Origin of the sequence: Leptolyngbya sp. 'hensonii' (assembly GCF_001939115.1) — a bacterium.
Taxonomy (GTDB): domain Bacteria; phylum Cyanobacteriota; class Cyanobacteriia.
The window spans coordinates 38750-57430 of the sequence record NZ_MQTZ01000057.1 but is presented as its reverse complement, the minus strand read 5'-3'; the positions used below and the strand labels follow the sequence as shown (position 1 = coordinate 57430).

At 52.6% G+C, this 18681-nt stretch carries 18 protein-coding genes and 1 pseudogene; 11 read left to right on the top strand and 8 right to left on the bottom strand.

Annotated features, from left to right (window positions below):
- Window positions 1-1059 (top strand): ATP-binding protein (locus BST81_RS24360; protein ID WP_075601116.1); only part of this gene is annotated, 1059 nt, incomplete at its 5' end.
- Here BST81_RS24360 and BST81_RS24355 read toward each other — a convergent pair.
- Together BST81_RS24355 and BST81_RS24350 are read right to left on the bottom strand one after the other, a co-directional pair.
- A complete protein-coding gene (locus tag BST81_RS24355) occupies window positions 1046-1672 on the bottom strand; it encodes an LON peptidase substrate-binding domain-containing protein (protein ID WP_363080807.1) in 627 nt (208 codons plus the stop codon). The genes BST81_RS24360 and BST81_RS24355 overlap by 14 nt on opposite strands.
- Before the next feature lie 106 nt (window positions 1673-1778).
- Window positions 1779-3029 (bottom strand): FIST N-terminal domain-containing protein, encoded by a 1251-nt coding sequence (locus BST81_RS24350; protein ID WP_363080805.1) that lies wholly within the window; start codon window positions 3027-3029, stop codon window positions 1779-1781.
- A gap of 464 nt (window positions 3030-3493) precedes the next feature.
- Here BST81_RS24350 and BST81_RS24345 point away from each other — a divergent pair, with 464 nt between their 5' ends.
- The 5 genes from BST81_RS24345 (at window position 3494) to BST81_RS24325 (ending at window position 6784) form a co-directional block, all read left to right on the top strand.
- A complete protein-coding gene (locus BST81_RS24345; RefSeq protein WP_075601113.1) occupies window positions 3494-3715 on the top strand; it encodes a Calvin cycle protein CP12 in 222 nt (73 codons plus the stop codon).
- 192 nt (window positions 3716-3907) lie between these two features.
- A complete protein-coding gene (locus BST81_RS24340) occupies window positions 3908-4678 on the top strand; it encodes a prolipoprotein diacylglyceryl transferase family protein (protein ID WP_075601112.1) in 771 nt (256 codons plus the stop codon).
- Between the two features lie 20 nt (window positions 4679-4698).
- Window positions 4699-6120, top strand: coding sequence for a radical SAM protein (locus BST81_RS24335; RefSeq protein ID WP_075601111.1), 1422 nt, complete (start codon window positions 4699-4701; stop codon window positions 6118-6120).
- Entirely contained in the window at window positions 6117-6467 is a 351-nt protein-coding gene (locus BST81_RS24330) for a hypothetical protein (RefSeq protein WP_075601110.1), read from the top strand. The genes BST81_RS24335 and BST81_RS24330 overlap by 4 nt, the downstream gene beginning before the upstream one ends.
- Window positions 6468-6484: 17 nt before the next feature.
- Window positions 6485-6784 carry a hypothetical protein gene (locus BST81_RS24325; RefSeq protein WP_075601109.1) on the top strand — a complete coding sequence of 100 codons (300 nt, stop codon included), beginning with the start codon at window positions 6485-6487 and terminating at the stop codon, window positions 6782-6784.
- Window positions 6785-6787: 3 nt separating this feature from the next.
- Here BST81_RS24325 and BST81_RS24320 read toward each other — a convergent pair whose 3' ends face one another.
- Complete coding sequence (locus tag BST81_RS24320; protein ID WP_075601108.1) at window positions 6788-7129, bottom strand: hypothetical protein; 342 nt, start codon at window positions 7127-7129, stop codon at window positions 6788-6790.
- Between the two features lie 180 nt (window positions 7130-7309).
- On the opposite strand from BST81_RS24320, the gene BST81_RS24315 reads away from it, so the two are divergent.
- The 3 genes from BST81_RS24315 (at window position 7310) to BST81_RS24305 (ending at window position 11073) form a co-directional block, all read left to right on the top strand.
- Entirely contained in the window at window positions 7310-8563 is a 1254-nt protein-coding gene (locus BST81_RS24315) for an FGGY-family carbohydrate kinase (RefSeq protein WP_075601107.1), read from the top strand.
- Window positions 8560-9516 (top strand): protein kinase, encoded by a 957-nt coding sequence (locus tag BST81_RS24310; RefSeq protein ID WP_075601106.1) that lies wholly within the window; start codon window positions 8560-8562, stop codon window positions 9514-9516. The genes BST81_RS24315 and BST81_RS24310 overlap by 4 nt, the downstream gene beginning before the upstream one ends.
- 141 nt (window positions 9517-9657) lie before the next feature.
- On the top strand, window positions 9658-11073 hold the full coding sequence (locus BST81_RS24305) for a serine hydrolase (protein ID WP_075601105.1): 1416 nt from the start codon (window positions 9658-9660) through the stop codon (window positions 11071-11073).
- Between the two features lie 1011 nt (window positions 11074-12084).
- On the opposite strand, the pseudogene tsf reads toward BST81_RS24305, so the two are convergent.
- The 3 genes and pseudogenes from tsf to BST81_RS24290 form a co-directional block, all read right to left on the bottom strand.
- Window positions 12085-12705 (bottom strand): annotated as a pseudogene (tsf, locus tag BST81_RS24300) (translation elongation factor Ts); the annotation flags it as partial.
- Between the two features lie 97 nt (window positions 12706-12802).
- Entirely contained in the window at window positions 12803-13591 is a 789-nt protein-coding gene (gene rpsB / locus BST81_RS24295; RefSeq protein WP_075601104.1) for a 30S ribosomal protein S2, read from the bottom strand.
- A 196-nt stretch (window positions 13592-13787) separates the two neighbouring features.
- Window positions 13788-14744 (bottom strand): glycosyltransferase family A protein, encoded by a 957-nt coding sequence (locus tag BST81_RS24290; RefSeq protein ID WP_075601103.1) that lies wholly within the window; start codon window positions 14742-14744, stop codon window positions 13788-13790.
- Window positions 14745-15033: 289 nt separating this feature from the next.
- Between BST81_RS24290 and BST81_RS24285 the strand changes: the two genes are divergently transcribed.
- Both BST81_RS24285 and BST81_RS24280 read left to right on the top strand, forming a co-directional pair.
- Window positions 15034-16842, top strand: a complete 1809-nt coding sequence (locus BST81_RS24285; protein WP_075601102.1) for a WG repeat-containing protein — start codon at window positions 15034-15036, stop codon at window positions 16840-16842.
- Window positions 16843-16853: 11 nt separating this feature from the next.
- Complete coding sequence (locus BST81_RS24280; RefSeq protein WP_075601121.1) at window positions 16854-17345, top strand: DUF4112 domain-containing protein; 492 nt, start codon at window positions 16854-16856, stop codon at window positions 17343-17345.
- A 10-nt stretch (window positions 17346-17355) separates the two neighbouring features.
- Here BST81_RS24280 and BST81_RS24275 read toward each other — a convergent pair whose 3' ends face one another.
- Entirely contained in the window at window positions 17356-18024 is a 669-nt protein-coding gene (locus BST81_RS24275; protein ID WP_075601101.1) for an HAD-IA family hydrolase, read from the bottom strand.
- 13 nt (window positions 18025-18037) lie between these two features.
- Window positions 18038-18676 carry a lysophospholipid acyltransferase family protein gene (locus BST81_RS24270; RefSeq protein ID WP_075601100.1) on the bottom strand — a complete coding sequence of 213 codons (639 nt, stop codon included), beginning with the start codon at window positions 18674-18676 and terminating at the stop codon, window positions 18038-18040.
- Window positions 18677-18681 lie beyond the last annotated feature (5 nt).

Genomic DNA, 18681 nt, shown 5'->3' with positions numbered 1-18681 from the left:
CCGCCACCCCAACCCCGCTTCGTCACCACCCGCACGGATCAAGGAAGCTGGCGTATTGGTGCCGTCAACTTTTCCCATATCCGGGTGGCGATCGCCGTCAGCCTGTATCCGGTCCAGCAGGAAATGGCCGTGATTCGCAATCTCTTTTCTGTGTCAATTCCGGGGGTGTTGCTGCTGATTGCTGCTGGAGCCTGGGGTATGGCAGGCAGTGCTCTGCATCCGATTCGCAGCCTGACCGGGACGATTCGCCAGATTACGGTTAAAGGGTTAGATCAGCGGATTCCCGCAGCCATAACCGATGTGGAGTTTATGGAGTTGATTCAGGTGTTTAATCAGATGATGGAACGGTTGGAACGGAGTTTCACCCAGGCTTCTCGCTTCAGTGCCGATGCTGCTCACGAACTGAAAACCCCCCTGGCCATTCTGCAGGGAGAACTGGAACAAACCCTGCACCAAGTCGATCCTGGTTCAGAGGCTCAGCAACGGATCAGCAGTTTACTGGATGAAGTGCGCCGACTCAGCACCATTGTCCGGAAACTGCTCCTGCTCTCCCTGGCTGATGCTGGACAACTCAGTCTGCATCGGGTAGAGGTGGATCTAACCGCCTTGCTCGTAGAAATGGTGGAAGATATTGAACTCCTGGCCCCCGAACTTTCAGTCCAAACCGAGATTACACCGGGGCTCCAGGTCCAGGGCGATCGGGATCTGCTGATTCCAGTCCTGCAAAACCTCTGCAGCAATGCCATCAAGTACAATCTGACTCAAGGATGGGTTCGGATCCAGGCCACCAGGATTGGGCTCGCAGTTCAGGTGACGATCACCAATGCCTCAAACGATATTTTGGCCCACGATCGGGCGCGGATTTTCGATCGCTTCCATCGAGGCGATCCTGCCCACACCCGCAAAACCGATGGGGTCGGCCTGGGGCTAAGTCTGGCCCGTGAGATCGCCCAAGCCCATGGCGGCAATCTGACCCTGGATGACACCCCAGCCGGACAAACAGCCTTTACCCTCACCCTACCCACCAGCCAAGAGCCTTTACGGCTTAGCTCTCTGTAGGGCTATCTTTCAAAACATCCTTCAGGGCTGTGCGGGCGGCCAGATGATTGCGAGTCGTGGTCAAGATTTCCGCTTCCCGTTCCAGACGGGCAGAAGTATCCTGCATCTCCAGCAGGGCCTGCTGTTCCATCGCGGCACCCTGAAGATTCCCCGCCACCCAATAGGATAACTCCAGCGGCAGGTTGGGGATGCTATCTGGGAGTTCGATATCCTGCCCCATCAATTTGGCAGACAGGTGCACCACATCCTGCAATAAGCGCTCTACATCCGATCCCAGACTGTATAAGTCCTTATCCGTGGGATGGTCTTCAATCCACTCCACTAGACCCACCCGATAGGGTTTCTCCCGCACGTATTCCAGAACTCGAAACCGTTGCTGCCCCAGAGTCAAGATTTTCATCCGATCGTCTGGTAACTTTTCACAATGAACAATCTCAGCACAGCAGCCCACTGGAGCGGCTTTACCCTCTGCCGGATCCCACATCAGGACCCCAAAACGCCGATCCCCTTCCAGAACCGTATTCATCATGATCCGATAGCGAAACTCAAAAATATAAAGGGGAAGGGGTCTACCAGGAAATAAAACCACTTCAGGGAGAGGAAAGAGGGGCAATTCGCGTACGGATATAGACGAAGGATTCATCAGTCAATCGACAGAAACAGAACTTCATGTTTATACTCTAGCCCAATTAGACCGATGGGGACTGCTGCCATAGGATTTAAGGTTGGCGACAAATCCCAAAAACAGAGGTGTACCCATGGAGAAAGGTGCTGTCCCCGATCGGCCCAATCTCTCCGTTACAGAAGAAACCACTGAGCGGCAGGCTTCCCAAATAGTGATTGAACAGGCGGGAATCAAAATTTGGTTCCCCATACAGACCCTCCCCCCGGCCCAGACAGGAAAACATCAAGGCCCCTACCGCCCCAGATTTACCCGATTGGGCCTGGTCCCGATAGCGTTTCAGGAGCGTTTCCAGGTCATCCGCCGATGCTTTGGCATCCCGCAGGTGAAATTGGATCCGCTGACCGGGTCGCACCCGATCCCCGATCGCGATCGCGCCCACCCTGGGATCAACCCCCAACAGATTACGAATCAAAAAGTCACCCGGCTCTAACTGCTGCTTAAACTCATTTCGGGCCACCCCAATAAATAGGGAATGTTGGGCTAGGGACCGCTCTTCTTCGCTCAATCCCTGAATTAGCTTTTGGAGCACTTCCAGGGGAGTCCGGGTCTTGCTGCCCCCGGCCCCAGCATCCTGTTCTTCCAATTCCAGCATGACATTCTGTTCCCCTGCCGTAACCCGGTAAGGATCCCCGATCGGACGGCATCCCTGAGCCACGATCGCCTCCAGGATAATATCCCCACTGAGGGCCACACCGACTGTTCCTTCCCGATAGAAGCGGTAATCACAGAACAGGCCATTACTGCCACCCAGGGCACCCGTGCTGCTCAACCCCCCAATTTTGACTGCTGCAGGATAGGCAAAATCTAGCCCCTGAATCAGGTCATTGACCTTAAAAGAAAAGGGATCAGCCAGCAGGATAAAGTGGGGATTCTCGCTTTGAGGCACACCGATTAAGTCGGTCCAAGCATTAGGGGGACTATCCAGATCAGGAAGCACTTCCGTTGAGACATGAAAGGTTCTGATCTGTACCCCTGGCAGATAGGCCAGACTCAGACTCAGAGCTGGTTCCCCCTCCACTTCCTCAGCCTGTCCCTGACTCATGCCAATCACGCCCCCACCTCCACAGCCCAATAGATGGGGCACAGCCAATTTCTCCCGCAGCAGTGGCATCAGACGGGGATAGTCACTGGCAAAAGCGGAGGAAATAAACACCAGGGCCAAATCAGCCGGAACTTTCAGGGCCTGTTCTGCCTGTTCAATCACCTCTGAAACGGCTGCTTCCAGCGAGGGACGTCGTGATATTGCATTGGCCCACTTCATTCGATCGTAGGTAGAGTCTTGCACAGCCCCTCTTGTCCCAGCGCTCATTCTCTGACACTCTTGTTACATCGCACATGTTACTTAGCGTACAGAGGCAATAGACAGGAAGCAATAGGCAAGAAACAAGCGGCTCCTGCAGGCATGCCTCTGCTTGCTTCCGATCCACCTGGGAATCGCTCCAGCATGTGACGATAACTTATGGTTATGGTTGCCATCCTCAAAACGAGGCCCCATTGATCGTCAGCCTGGGTTAACGTATAGTTATGAAGAATTGTAAGATTCTTTTTTTACACTCTTGAAAAGATAGAGCCGGAAAATCTAAAAAAATAAGGCTCGATCTGATGCTGTAAGTTTAGTCTCGTGTATGACTAGAGGTATACAACCTTACAAGTGCATACTTGAGCCATCTTCCACCAAGGGATATGCTCTAGAGAACTGAATTTAGGGTATCGGTTGTACTTGTAAAACTGATTAGAGCAGTAGGATCCATGAGCAATATCGAACAAAAAATTGAACAAGAGCGCGACCAGGCTCGCGCTGTCTGTGAAGTCAGCGGAGAAAATTCTGGCGAATGTGCCGCCGCCTGGGATGCGGTCGAAGAACTCCAAGCAGAAGCATCTCATCAGCGGGAAGTCAAGCAGAAGAATTCTCTGGAACAGTACTGTGATGCTAATCCCGAGGCTGTTGAGTGCCGGGTGTATGACAACTAAAAAGCCTGTATGGCAGGCAGGAAGCCCCTTCTCGATTCGCCTTGGAGATTGTTTCTTTCCTGCTGACATGCAAAAAGTTTAATTTTTGCAAGGCTTTTAGTCCTCTCTCTCACAACTCCAGTTACGTTATTTGAAAGTCCCAACTCTCTTTTTGAGGGTTGGGATTTTTGATTCAAGTGTTTGGCAAAATCTATGGACTTCCCAGTTTATCTTCCCCTTGGCCCATGGAAGGTTCATCCCCACCTACTGTTTGAGATCTTGGCTTACAGCACCGCCTTGCACCTCGCCTTGGCCCAATTTCGCCGAGACTCGATCGCCCCCAATCACCGCAGTTCTGTCATCGTGGGGGGCCTGGTGGGGGGCCTGATTGGGGCCAAGGTTTTGGTGGTGCTCCAACATCTGGACTTACTCTGGCAGGATTGGCCCCAACTGGTGCTGGTGTTTCTGTACGGGAAAACAGTGGTCGGAGCGTTATTAGGTGCTCTGATTGGGGTCGAACTGACCAAGAGGTGGATTGGAGTGCAACAATCCACAGGTGACGCCTTTGTCTATCCGTTGCTGGCAGGCATGGTGATTGGACGCATCGGGTGTTTTTTGACAGGGCTGGACGATCGCACCCATGGGATGGCCACCCATCTGCCCTGGGGCATGGATTTTGGGGATGGGGTTCTGCGCCATCCGACCCAACTTTATGAGATTGGCTTCCTCCTGCTGTTGCTGATCTTTCTGCGCACGCGCGATCGACAGGCGTTGCGATCGGGGGATCTATTCAAGCTATATCTGAGTGCCTACCTGGGTTTTCGCTTCCTAATCGATTTTATTAAACCCGATTTTCATCCTTTTTTCGGCCTCAGTGCCATTCAAGTGGCCTGTTTAGCAGGCATTCTGTATTATTTCCGTGATTTTCCCCGTCTGTGGGGCTGGCAACGGCATGACGGAACCACCCGTTTGGATCTGCGATAAATCCCCTATCCGCGCAATGTATGCCGACACGTCCCTATCTTTTTTATGGTCTGACCAATAGCGTCTGTTCCCGCTGCCTGACCAAGGTGGAGGCGAAAATCATCTTCCGGGACGAGAAAGTGTATTTGGTGAAGCACTGTACCAGCCATGGGCGGGAAGAGGTGCTGATCGCCGATGATGTGGCTTATTACAAGCAATGTCAGGCGTTTATCAAGCCAGGGGATATGCCCCTGAAGTTTAATACACCGATTCAATATGGCTGTCCCTACGATTGTGGGCTTTGCCCAGACCATGAGCAGCATAGTTGCCTGACCCTGGTGGAAGTGACCGATCGCTGCAATCTCTCCTGTCCCATTTGCTACGCCGATTCAGGGGTGGCGGAACTGTCGGAGACGACACACCAACCCCGCCGTCATCGTAGTCTGGCCCAGATTGAGCAGATGCTGGATGCGGTGGTGGCCAATGAAGGGGAACCGGACGTGGTCCAGCTCAGTGGTGGGGAACCTACCCTGCATCCGGAGTTTTTCCAGATTCTGGATCGGGCCAAGGCCAGACCGATCAAGCACTTGATGATCAACACCAATGGGCTGCGGCTGGCCCACGATCGGGACTTTTGTGACCGCTTGAGCCAGTACATGCCGGGGATTGAGGTCTATCTGCAGTTCGACAGTTTTCAGGAACAGGCTCTGCGGGAGTTGCGGGGCGCGGATCTGCGCGCTGTGCGGGAACAGGCGATCGCCCATTTGAATGAGTTCAAGATTTCCACCACCCTGGTCGTCACCCTGAAGAAGGGGTTGAATGACCAGGAGATTGGCTCCATGATTGACTATGCCCTGAAACAACGCTGCGTGCGGGGGATCACCTTGCAACCGATCCAGGCCGCAGGCCGATTGGAGGGCTTTGAACCAGGGCGCGATCGCTACACCCTGACCGAAGTCCGCCGAGCGATTCTGGAGCAAAGCCCCTATTTCCAACCCAAGGATATTTTGCCAGTCCCCTGTCATCCAGATTGTCTGGCCATGGCCTATGCCCTGAAGCTGAAGGGGCAGGTGATACCCCTGACCGGCTTACTGGACCCCACGGCGTTTCTGAGCGTGATGCCCAATTCGGTGGTCTACGAACAGGATGAAGCCCTCAAACAGCAGATTTTTAAGCTCTTTTCGACCAACCATTCCCCTGCTTCATCCGCCACCACCTTGAAGCAGTTGCTGTGCTGTTTGCCCCTGGTATCAGTCCCAGCCGGACTGACCTATGAGAATGTTTTTCGCATCCTGATCATGCAATTTCTGGACCCTTTTAATTTTGATGTGCGTTCCGTCAAACGATCGTGCATCCACATTGCCCATCCAGATGGCCGCATCATTCCCTTCGACACTTACAACATGTTCTATCGGGAAGGAAGTGCGGGGTCTGCTCTGATTACCCATCGGCAAAAATCATGACCCAACGTAATCAAGCGATCGGCATCATCCTGGGCTTTTTTCTGGTCATCGGCATCAACAGTTTGATCCTGGCCCTGAGTGGCGGTATTGTCTATGCCACCTGTTATCTTACGCCCACCAGTGGCAACTACTACCGCATTCCCTCCGACTTTTTTTTGGTCATTGCAGTGTTATTCATTGCGATTTTCCTGTCGATCGGCGTGGCCCAACTCCTGTACGTGATCCCCCTCATTCTCTGGTTACAGCGCCGTCAACATTGGGGCATGATGAAGGGTGTGATTGCTGGTGCTACGATTACAGCCTTCTTGAATGCCAGTCCTTTCGTCGTTTCCCTCTTTATCCGCTAGAGGATTAGAAGTTGCCCATGTCCCAGAGAAATGAAGGTGTTGAAATCGGGTTGGGGCTATTGCTAGCGCTCGGGCTAGCTTTTTTCTTCTCCCTGGTTCTGGCCTTCCTGCCCCCCTTTAACCGCGACTACCGATTTCTGGCCCTCTGGTTCTCGGTCGGCATCTGGCAATGGATCTATGTGCTGCCGATCGTGCTTTGGCTGCAACAGGGACGCAACTGGGGTCTGATGAAAGGGATGCTGATCGGCGCAACCATGATCACGTTCCTCACGGGTCCCTGTTTCGTCGTTGGGCTGATGAATGTGCTCAGGAGATAGCCCTCACTCCAGAAGGCGTTCAAAACTATTTCTCAGGGCCTTCAAATTAGACAGCCGACCCACTAGCAGATTTTCCCGACCCGCATCCTCTAACCGCCCCCGCCAACGACGGATCACCTCGGAATTATTGAGCCAGAAATTAATCACCGTATCTACCACATCATCCTGGTCCCAGCCCCGTTTCGCCGGAACTAACTCGACGGATTTAATCAGGGCATCGAGGGTACAGGTGTGGGTGCCAATATATTCCACACCAGACCAGAACTGTTGCTGAGAAGTCTCTTGCTGATGATGAAAGAATTGCAAGATGGGTGAAACACCCAGAATTTCAAAGCTGTATGTCATCACTGTACTCCGACTACCTTACAGTTGTTATGACTGGAACCTGGGAACAACAACAGGGAGAAGTAACACGCCTGATCGAATAGGTCGTGAAAAAAATTTTATTCAAGCCTACAGGCCCCAGAAGAATCAAACAGAAAAAATTAATACCATCTGGAAAATTGAATCCCTGTGAGGATTGCAATGAACGCTTATCTGGGAATTGACTTTGGTACATCTGGCGCAAGGGCGATCGTCATTGATAGCAGCGGCCAGATCGCAGTCCAGGGCAGTTATCCCTATTTGTCTTCCGATCAACAGCCTGAAATCTGGCACCAGGCTCTGTTTGATTTGATCGAGCAAATTCCAGCAACCCTTCGCTCGACCATCGCCGCGATCGCCCTCAATGGCACCTCCGCCACGGTGCTTCTCTGTGATGGCCAGGGCCAACCCATTGATGCCCCTATTCTTTATAACGATGACCGGGGGGCAGCGTTTCAGGCGGAATGGTCTGATCGGGTTCCGCCCAACCATGTGGCCGCCAGCGCCACCTCCAGCCTGGCCAAGTTGCTCTGGTGGCAACACCAGCCCGTCTATACTGAAGCCCGATACTTCCTGCACCAGGCGGACTGGCTGTCGTTTCTGCTCCATGGCCAACCGGGGATCAGCGACTATCACAATGGCCTGAAGCTGGGCTATGACGTGACCCAGCTTACCTATCCAGACTGGCTGACCCAGTCTGAATTCATGCCTCTGTTACCCAGGGTGCTGGCCCCAGGCACCCCGATCGGTCCGGTATTGCCAGCGGTGCGCGATCGATTTGGGTTGCCCTCCCATTGCCAGGTCTGCGCCGGAACCACGGACAGTATTGCCGCCTTTCTGGCTGCAGGGGTGACGACGCCTGGCCAGGCCGTCACCTCCCTAGGTTCCACCCTAGTCCTGAAGCTCCTGAGCCGGACTCCCGTAGAACACAGGGGCTATGGCATCTACAGTCATCGTTTCGGTCGATTCTGGTTGGTCGGCGGAGCCTCCAATACAGGTGGAGCGGTGTTGAACCAGTATTTTACGGCTACAGAACTACAGGATTGGAGTGAGCAAATTCCGGCGGATCAAGAAAGTCCGCTCGACTACTATCCCCTGCTGCGATCGGGGGAACGCTTTCCCATTAATGACCCCCACTATCCACCCCGACTGGAGCCCCGGCCCACCGATCCTATTTCTTTCCTGCACGGATTGCTGGAGAGCATAGCGCGAATTGAAGCGCGGGGTTATGATTTGCTGCAAGAGTTGGGTGCAACACCATTGAGTCAGGTCTACACCGCTGGCGGAGGGGCAAAAAACCGGTCCTGGACCCACATTCGTGCCCGTCACCTGCGAGTGCCTGTCTCCCCTTCTGCCCAAACTGAAGCCGCCTATGGGACAGCCCTGCTGGCCATGCGAGGAATCCTGCTGCAATGACCATCCTCCTGAATAATCGCTACTTGATTGTCCAGACCCTCGGTACTGGTGACTTATGCTCCACGTTTCTGGCTCAGGATACGTGGGTTAATCCCCATCGCTGGTGTGTGGTCAAGGAGTATGGGCCTGCACCCACCCAGGTCCGTCTACGCCGACGGGTGCAAGATCAGTTTCGTCGATCGGCCACAACCCTGACTGAACTGAGTAAGCGCAGTAATCAGCTCCCCACCACATTCAGTCACTTTGGCCGATCGGGCTGGTTTTACCTGGTCCGGGAATGGGTTGATGGCCAATCCCTGAGCGAAAAACTCCAACAGGAAGGTCCGTTCAGCGAGGCCCTAGTTCAGGCTCTGCTGATCCGCCTGTTAGGACTGCTGGATTATTTGCACAGTAAAAAGATCATTCACGGGGCGATCCAGGCTGATAACATCATTTTGCGCATCCGAGACAGCGAACCGATGTTGATTAATTTCAGTGGGTTCAAACAGGCGATTTACAGTGGCCTGCCCTCCTCTAAGCAGGCAGTCCTCCCCTTACGCTCCAACCGCGATCGGTTAACGACTGCAGCCGATCTATACGACCTGGGCCTCACAGCCATTCACCTGCTGACCGGAATTTTGCCCACCGATTTAGAAGCCATGCGGGCCCGACGCCTGATGTGGCAGGGCTACGCCGCCAATATCAGTCCACAACTGGTAGCAGTTCTGAACAAAGCCACAGAACTTCAGCCCCGCAATCGCTACCCTTCAGCCCGGGACATGCTGCGGGATCTGTGGGCCAAAAATCTTCCCGCAGTCTATCCCCCAGCTTACCTGCCCGATCCGGCCCCAGCCGTGAAGCCCAAATCTACCCGCTCCGGGAGATTGGCCAAGAACGAGTGGCTACAAGCCCTAGTACCCGGTAGCATCATTGGCTTCCTGATTGTGGTTGCCTTTGTTTTCCTGCGCCGATAAGGGAACAGCATCTCTGATTTTGCCTGCGTCTGGAATTGGCCTCTGGATCTACGAGAACTTCAAAATCTTTGCTATGGTAGCTCTGAGTTCAGACTTGATGGTTGTTCATTCAAGTGCAAAATTTTGCGAATGAGTTGAGCTTTGTTTCAAAATCGCCCACCCCGTCGTCGGACTTCCACCCCATTTCGCTCCAATCGCTCTGCTCCCTTTTTCCAGGGGGGGATCCTGGAGCGTGGGAGCAAAAGTGCTCAGCCCCCTACCACCCAGACCATCCCGACCACAGCTCCCCATCCATCCATGGCGGATGGGGGCAGTCGGGAGCGATCGCCCCGACGCCAGCGATCGCCCCGGCGGTCTCGGCGGGTTCCGCCCGGAGGAAGTCAGAGGCAGGGGCAGTTGCCCTATCCGCTGAAGGTTGCGATTGTGGCTCTGGTTATCGCTGTAACAGGTATTTCCACCGTCGAAGCAAGCCGGAAAAAGTCTATTGCTGGTCCAGGCCCAACCCTATCTGCAGCAGCCCTGCCCATAGGAGAATTGGAACCAAGCAACCCCGCCCCTCTGGGCTATAGTTCAGAGCTGGTTTATAACATCTCCCGTCCCCCAGACTTAGACACCAGCCTGCCATTACAAGAGATCGTGGACGATACCGTTAACTTTGTCTCCCAACAGGGCTTACCCACCAGAGCTTTATCGATCAGCCTGATTGATGTCAAGCTGAAAACGATCGCAGGGTATCAGGCTGAGAAGCTCCGCTATCCCGCCAGTGTTGCGAAACTATTCTGGATGGTTACCTTTTATGGGCGGCTGGCGGCTGGCAGTTATAACCGGACCCTGCCAACTGGCGATGTCGATCTTTATAAGATGATGGAGGATTCCAATAATACTTCGGCAGCCCGGATCATGGATTGGGTCACTGATACGGAATCGGGTCCCCAATTGGAAGCCGAGGGTGAATTTAATGCCTGGCTCTATAAACGGGAATGGGTGAATCGCTTCTTCCACGGAGCCGGGTACGATCGCATTAGCTTGAGTCAGAAGAATTTTCCCTATGACGATCATGTCGAACCGGAAGGGCGGGATCTCCAACTCCTGAAGGATCAAAAACGGAACCGGGTGACTACCTATCACGCTGCTCGCCTGTTATACGAAATTTTCAATCGGCAGGCCGTTTCAGAAGAATACAGTCGGCGGATGGTCAAATTACTCACCAAGGACCTGCGACCAGAAGCCTGGAGTAAGAAACGGGATAATCCAATTCAAAGTTTTTTTGGCGAATCTCTCTCAGATGAAGAGGTGACCTTTGCCTCCAAAGTGGGTTGGACCTCCACCTCACGGCAGGAAGCCGCCCTGATTCAATCCCGCGATGGTAAAGTGGCCTACATTCTCGTCGTCTTTGGCGACCACAAGACTTACGCCGATAGCTGGAACCTGTTCCCACAAATTTCGGCCCGGATTCACAAGCGGATGATGGCCATGGCCCAACCCGAACCACCGGCTGCATCTCCTGCCCCCGAAAAATCCACCCCTACCGCCCAACCCGAAGCCGCCAGCCCATAAGCGGAGTTATGTAAAGCTTGGCGGGGGCGAGTCAGAAGGTCTCCCTAGACTCGGCAATTGGCCTGTTGGAACTGTCCGAAGCTTCCTGACCAAAGGCTTATGGTGGCTTAGGATCGTGGATTTAATAACTCCGAGATTTTCAGCCCTCACCCCCAACCCCCAACCCCTCCCCCTCTCCCGGCGGGAGAGGGGGCAGGGGGGTGAGGGCAAGCAGAAGTTTATCGGTGTTATTTAATTCTCATTCCTTAGATGGGTAAAAAGGGCACGGTTAACCGTGCCCCAGAAAAGAAAGCTTGATCAGACTAATGTTCCGTCAGGAAAATTTTGACGGGTCGAAGACCCGCAAAATTTAACCCCAATCAACAACCTGGATTTTGGTCGCCCGTCAATCATTGATTGACTTACCACTAATGGGTCATTTGCCTTGCTTGTAGTCATTGCTGCCCTCTCCCTCTGGGAAAGCAACATCAATCAGGGGCGTTGCTGAATAGAAGGATGATTTTCGTGCTTGAGCCTTATGCAGCCCTCACCCTAGCCCTCTCCCAAAGGAGAGGGAACAAGAGTTTTAGCTCCCTTCTCCTGCGGGAGAAGGGTTGGGGATGAGGGTAATTCATATTTGCATTCAGCAAAGCCCAATCAGGCATTCCTTCTCCCCTGAGAAGAAGGGATGAGGGAATGGCGATGTTTAAGGCCCAATGACCCCCTGGAGCGAATCGATTACTTGAGATCGAAATTCTGAGAAACTTCCTTCAGGAGTTCATTCAGTTTCACGATCGCATCGTCTGAAGGTCGGGATTCTCCCACCAGTTCGATCCGTACTTTGAATTTTAGTTGCAGTCCACTTGCGATGGCAGCCTTTTGCAGATCATCCAGTTGCTCCTCTAAGTTCTGCATTTCGCTGGTTTCTAGTTCAGCCTCCGTAGCCAGGGTATGGCTATCACTGTCGCTCACAGTCGGTTGATCAGGCAAATCAGGAGGAACTGGTGGTGGGGCGACTGACTTTGGGGAGGTATCACCCTGAGGCTCTACCCCTTCTCCCAAAACAAACCGGGAAAATCGCCGTACCTGAATGTTCTCGCTTAGTTTGGCAACATGCTGCTTGACCAGTTCTGCAACGGTGATGTTTTGATCCTTGATGTAGGGTTGATCCATCAAGGCCAGATCTTTTAACCGCTTATCAATCCGTCCCAGGACGATCTTTTCCTTGATGTTGTCTGGTTTACCAGCCAGATCATCCCGCCCCATCTCAATTTCCTTCTCTTTGGCGACGATTTCGGGGGGGATGTCGTCAGTCCTGACATATTCAACATTAGGGCAGGCTGCGATTTGCATGGCCACATCCCTTACCAGGCTTTGAAATTCCTCACGTCGAGCCACAAAGTCTGTCTCGCAGTTGATTTCTACCAGGACGCCGACTCGGCCACCTGTGTGAATGTAACTGCCGATCAGCCCCTCTGCGGCCACCCGACTTTCCTTTTTCGTGGCAGAAGCTAACCCTTTCTGCCGGAGCCACTCCCCTGCTTTGGCAATGTCGCCACCGCTTTCCTTGAGGGCTTTTTTGCAATCCATCATCCCTGCGCCTGTTTTTTCACGCAGTTCTTTAACCAATTGTGGAGAAATCTCTTCTGCCATATTGCTTGATTCCTAACTTAAGTCCATAAATCATGAGCTTCAAGCTCAGATTTTGAACCTTGGACCCATCAGCCCAGGGTTCAAAATCTTGCAATACCTACTCTTCAACGTCATCATCATCGGGCAAGAAAGAGTCGCTGTCGTCGTAATCGTATTCTTCGTCAGCGCCTTCGTAATCCTCGTACTCTTCTTCAACATCCATCTGACCATGACGACCTTCATAGATGGCATCGGCCAGTTTTCCTACTACTAGCTTAATTGACCGAATTGCATCATCGTTAGCGGGAATGGGAATATCTACCAAGTCGGGGTCGCAGTTGGTATCCAGAAGGGAGACGATCGGAATGCCCAGTTTCTGGCATTCGAGGACGGCATTGTACTCTCGACGCTGGTCTACAATTACCACGATATCGGGGACCTTCCGCATGGTTTTGATCCCGCCCAGGTATTTCTGCAGCTTTTCCAGTTCCCGCCGCAGTACAGAGGCTTCCTTTTTCGGCAGTAGATCCAGGGCCCCTGTTTCTTCCCGGCGTTCCAGATCTTTCAGGCGATCGACTCGGGTTTTGATCGTCGTCCAGTTGGTCAGCATGCCCCCCAACCAGCGCTGATTGATAAAGTTAGAACCGCAACGGAGAGCTTCCTGGGCGACAATCCCAGCCGCTTGACGCTTGGTGCCAATGAACAAAAACTTTTTGCCTTGCTCGGCGGCAATTCGCATATAGCCGTAGGCGTCATCCATCAACTGAGCAGTCTGGACGAGGTCGATGATATGCACCCCATTGCGGGAAGTGAAAATGTACTGGGACATCTTGGGATTCCAACGGCGGGTTTGATGCCCAAAGTGAACCCCTGCCTCCATCATTTGTGCTAAAGAGACAACTGGCATATTTAATTAAACTCCTTTCGGGTTAATCCTCCATCCAGGAGCATCTCGAAACCTGTGAGGGATGACCTTCAATCTGGATACCCAGCTTCGAAGGTCAACGCGCAAAGTTCAAAAGACACCCGAAAGCCTGGATGTGCGAATTTGACAACTTTTCTAGGATATCACAAACGAGGTCACGGCAGACCTGATTCTGCCCTCACTTAAAATTGGGATTACTGCTCTGAGCTTCAGTATAGGCACTGTAGACCCCCTGCACGTTGTACCAATTCAGGAAAAAGACACGGGCTGCTTCCAGGGCTAATTGGGGCTTGCCCTGATCAATCAACCATTGGAGTAGAGGAGCCGTAGTGCGCTCATTCAGGAGACCCCCTAGAGAGAGGATGCCCCACAGCAGACGGTGAATCCAAGTCATCTGAATCATTAAACGCACGTTCCAGGTGGGATGCTTCTGATAAAACAGGACTCCCATGCGGCCCCGCTGAATTTCTTTGTCGATCAGGCTAGGGATTTGCGCCAGACTAAAGGCCGGGTGCCAGTGATATCCAACTGCGGCAGGAGCCTTGATCAGGGTCAGGTCCAATTGCCGCAGGCGCACCCCTAGTTCCAAATCTTCCCAGCCATACAGTTGAAAACGGGTGTCAAACAGGCCCGCCTGTTCCAGCCAGGTGCGGGCGATCGCCACATTACCGGTGGCAAAATAAGCAGCGGAAAAGTCAGTCAGCTTGAAAGGCTCGCTCTCAGGAGCCTCAAAGTTGCAGGTATTGATCACGCGACCATAGGTAAAGAGACGGTCATGGCCCAGAGTTTGCTGCCCCTGGAGGAGTTGATCGGCATGGGCTTGCAGGAATTGATCGACCACCACCAGGTCACTGTCAATGAAGACGATCGTATCTCCCTGCGACTCTGCCACACCCAGATTTCGAGCGGCAGCAGGTCCCATATGGGTTTGCTGGAAGAGCCGGACATGGGGAAATTGTGCTTGCTCCTGTTGCAGCCAGTCCAGGGTGCCATCGGTAGAACCATCATCAACCAGCACAATTTCATAGCCTGTGACAGCCGTACTGGCAGCAAACTGCTGCTGTTCCAGTGCTCTTAAGCATTTTTCCAGAATAGGTTTCCGGTTGTATGTCGGAATCACGACGCTAAAAAACACAGTTACTAGTTACTCCCCGTACCGTTTTCCGGTTACCTGATTATGTCCGATTGTTAAGGATTTATATCAAATCCTATCGTTAGTTGCCCATTTCAGCCGGTCCGATGAATTGTCGTTCCTCCTGGGCATACTGGGAAAGACAAGGGTGGTATGAGATTGCCTATTCTGCGCCCAAAATCTATTGTAAACCTGTTGTTTTTCAGGGCTCTGTCTCTTAAAAAGAGCCTGTGGCAGAATGAGCAATAGTTACTCAACACGCGGCAAACTCCAAGTTTCCCAGGAAAGGTGCATGCTAGTTGGTGGACGCTACGAAATGATTCGTGAATTGGGACGGGGAGGTTTTGGTAGGACCTATTTGGCGGAAGATACTTACCGCAGAGGGAACCCCAAGTGTGTTGTTAAAAAGCTACAAACAAAAACAAAGGAGCCCGCTTTATTGCAGGCAGCCAGGCAGCTCTTTGACCAGGAGACCAAAGCCCTGTATGCCCTGAGCTTCCATGACCAGCTTCCCAAGCTGTTTGCTCACTTTGAACAGAATGGGGAGTTTTACCTGGTTCAAGAGCTCATTGACGGTCATGATCTGCGCAAAAATCTGACTCTGGGCATGAAACTGGAGGAAGATAAGGCGATCGAATTGCTGCGGGAAATTCTGGAAATTCTTGCGCCGGTCCATCAGCAAAATATTATTCATCAGGATATTAAACCGGATAATTTACTGCGGCGCTGGAAGGACAAGCAACTGGTGTTAATTGATTTTGGTGGGGTTAAAGCGATTCGGAATCTGGTCTTGAATGCTCAGGGGCAGGCTGTAGTGTCCAGGTTAGCCAATCCTTCCGGCTATATGCCACCGGAGCAACTAGAGGGACTGCCCAGACCCTGCAGTGATGTGTATGCGATCGGCATGATGGGAATTCAATCTGTGACGGGATTATCCCCCACCCAGTTGCCCCGGGATCCCGACACCAAGGAGCTGAGCTGGCATGATCAGGCCAGTGTTAGTTTGGAACTGGCAAATATTTTAAAGAAGATGGTGCGCTATGACTGGGAACAGCGTTACCAGTCTGTGGTGGATGTGCTAGAAGATCTGCCCGCTGCAGCCCCTCACATTACCGTCTCGATCGATAATTTTCTGGCGGAGTTTCATAAGCCCAATTATCGGGTTGTGATTGAACCCAAGTTTGACCAGGCCTGTAATTTTTCTGAAGGTCTGGCGGGTGTGGCCATCGATCGTCGTTTGCACTTCATTAACCGCATGGGGGTGGTAGTGGTTCGGACTGACTTTGAGTTCAGTTCGGTCAGTCAATTTCGTGGCGCATATCAATTTTCCGAAGGGTTGGCTCGCCTGGAGCAGAATCATCGCTGGGGCTATATCGATAGGTTTGGGCAAATTGTCATTATGCCCCAGTTTGATGATGCTCAGAATTTTGTCGATGGGCTGGCTCGGGTCGAGTTAAACCATGCCTACGGGTATATTGATGCCACAGGTAAATATCTGGTGAAGCCTCAATTTGAGAGTGCAGCCAGTGTATTTTCCGAGGGTTTGGCTGGCGTCGAGATTGATCACCGCTATGGCTACATTGATAAAACGGGTCGGCTGGTCATTCAGCCACAGTTTGATAGTGCAGATAACTTTGTCGAGGGGCTGGCCAGGGTTACCCAGGAAGACAAGTATGGTTTCATTGATAAATCAGGCAAATACGTGATCAAGCCTCAATTTGATGTGGCGCATACCTTTCGAGAAGGGCTGGCCAGGGTCAGAATCGATGGGAAGTATGGCTATATCGACCATAAGGGTGAGGTTGTGATTCAGCCAGTTTTTGATGATACCTTTAGTTTTTCCCATGGGCTGGCCCTGGTGCGGAGTGGCCATAAGTATGGGTTTATCGATCGAACCGGGAATGCTGTGATTCGCCTCCAGTTTGATGATGCCTATCCCTTCTCCCATGGTCTGGCTGCAGTCAAAATTATTAATAAGTGGGGCTATATTGACCCCAAAGGCGACTACTTGTTGGATTTACAATTTGACGATGCTACTTCCTTTGCTGATGGTCTGGCTGTGATCAAGTTGAATGATCAATGGGGGTATGTGGGCGACTAGCGATGGGCCAGATGAAACGCCTGCCTCGAACGGATTCCCCATCTCCGGCCTTAAAACGGGTGCGGTTGATTAGCGATGTGCTGGATAATGCCATTCCAATACCGGGCACGCCCTATCGAGTTGGCCTCGATCCGATTCTGGGGCTTTTGCCGGGAGGGGGAGACACGATCGGAGCCATTCTCTCAGTCTATATTGTGTTTGAGGCAGCCCGGTTGGGGGTTTCACGGGATATATTGCTGCGGATGGTAGGCCATGTGATCATGGATGCCCTGCTGGGGGTACTCCCCGTTTTGGGAGATTTGGCTGATGTAACCTGGAAGGCCAACAGTCGTAACCTGGCCTTACTCGAAGCGCATATAGATCAGCCAGAGGCAGGCCAGCCCATCGATCGCGTCTTTATCGTTTTGCTGGTGATGGGTTTGCTGGCGACCCTCCTGGCGATCGGAATTCTGGCCGCCTGGCTGGTCAGCCTGTTGTTTCGATGGATGGTGGGTGGCTTCTGAGGGGCTGAACCTAACGGGCTGACTGACCATTCTGGGCTAGCACTTCAAGGAGTTGCTGGGGATGGTGAATCAGGTAGTCTGGCTGATGCTTAGTCAGAATCTCCCTGGAATTGAATCCCCAGGCCACGGCGATCGTCCAGACTCCAACCTGCTTTGCAGCTTCAATATCCCTGGTTTCATCCCCTACATAAACGACAGAGGTAGGATGGAGCCGTTCTTTAGCCAGGATTCGTTTTAAGAGTCTGCCCTTACCCAAAAGCGTCAAGCCAGAGTAGATGAAATCAAAAGCAGGGGTTAATTGATTGGCAGCCAGAAAAGCCAGCACATTATCGCGGGAGTTAGAGGTGGCAATTCCCAGGTGATACCCCTGAATCTGTAATTGGGCCAGAACTTCTGGGATGCCGGGGATGGGGATGGCTGTACTAATTTCTGTTTTCAGCTCAGTCCGAACTCGCCTCAGGAGAAAAGGAACTCGCATCAAGGGAACCCCCGATGACTGAATAATCTGTCGGGAACTGAGGTGCTTAAAGGCTTTAACCTGTTCATTGGTGACAGGTTCGTAGCCAAATTCCCCAGCCAGATGATTGGCGATTCTGACCACGACATCGAGCGTGTCGGCGATCGTGCCATCGAAGTCAAAGATGACGGTGTGAATGGGAGTGGTGGGGGGTACAGGCATTAAGCCTCGCAACTTATCGACCCAGACTGTGCATCGTATTAATGGTGGCAGCGCAGGTTTGGGTCAGGGCCTCCAGTTCTTCCCGATCGCCTGAACTGGGTGGTGGAATGGGTTCACCAATGCGGATTGTAACAGGAACAGGTCGGGGCAGGGGAGAAGGCTTGTGGATAATGTCTTCTGTTCCCCATAAACTCACTGGGAGCAGAGGGGCTCCAGTTTTGGCTGCAATCAGGGCAGCTCCCAGTTTTGGGTCCGTAATCCGGGCATCTGGGGTACGGGTTCCCTGCAGAAAGATACCAACTGCCCAGCCCTCTTCCAGTGCTGTGATGGCCGATCTCAATGCACTGCGATCGGCAGACCCTCGTTTCACAGGATAGGCTCCATACAGGCGAATGGCCGGTCCCAGAACTGGGACTCGAAACAGTTCTTCCTTAGCCATAAATGCGACAGGACGGCGCATGCAGTTGGACACGATCGGCGGATCAAAGTCACTGGCATGGTTACTGACGACAATCAAAGGCCCCTGTTGTGGCACCCGTTCTGCCCCATAAATCCGTCCCCGAAAATAGGCGTGTAGCATGGGACTTACCACTGACCACTTGAACAGGTGGTAGAGGATCAGGCTGGCTCGGGGTTCACGATTCTGTGTCATTGCCT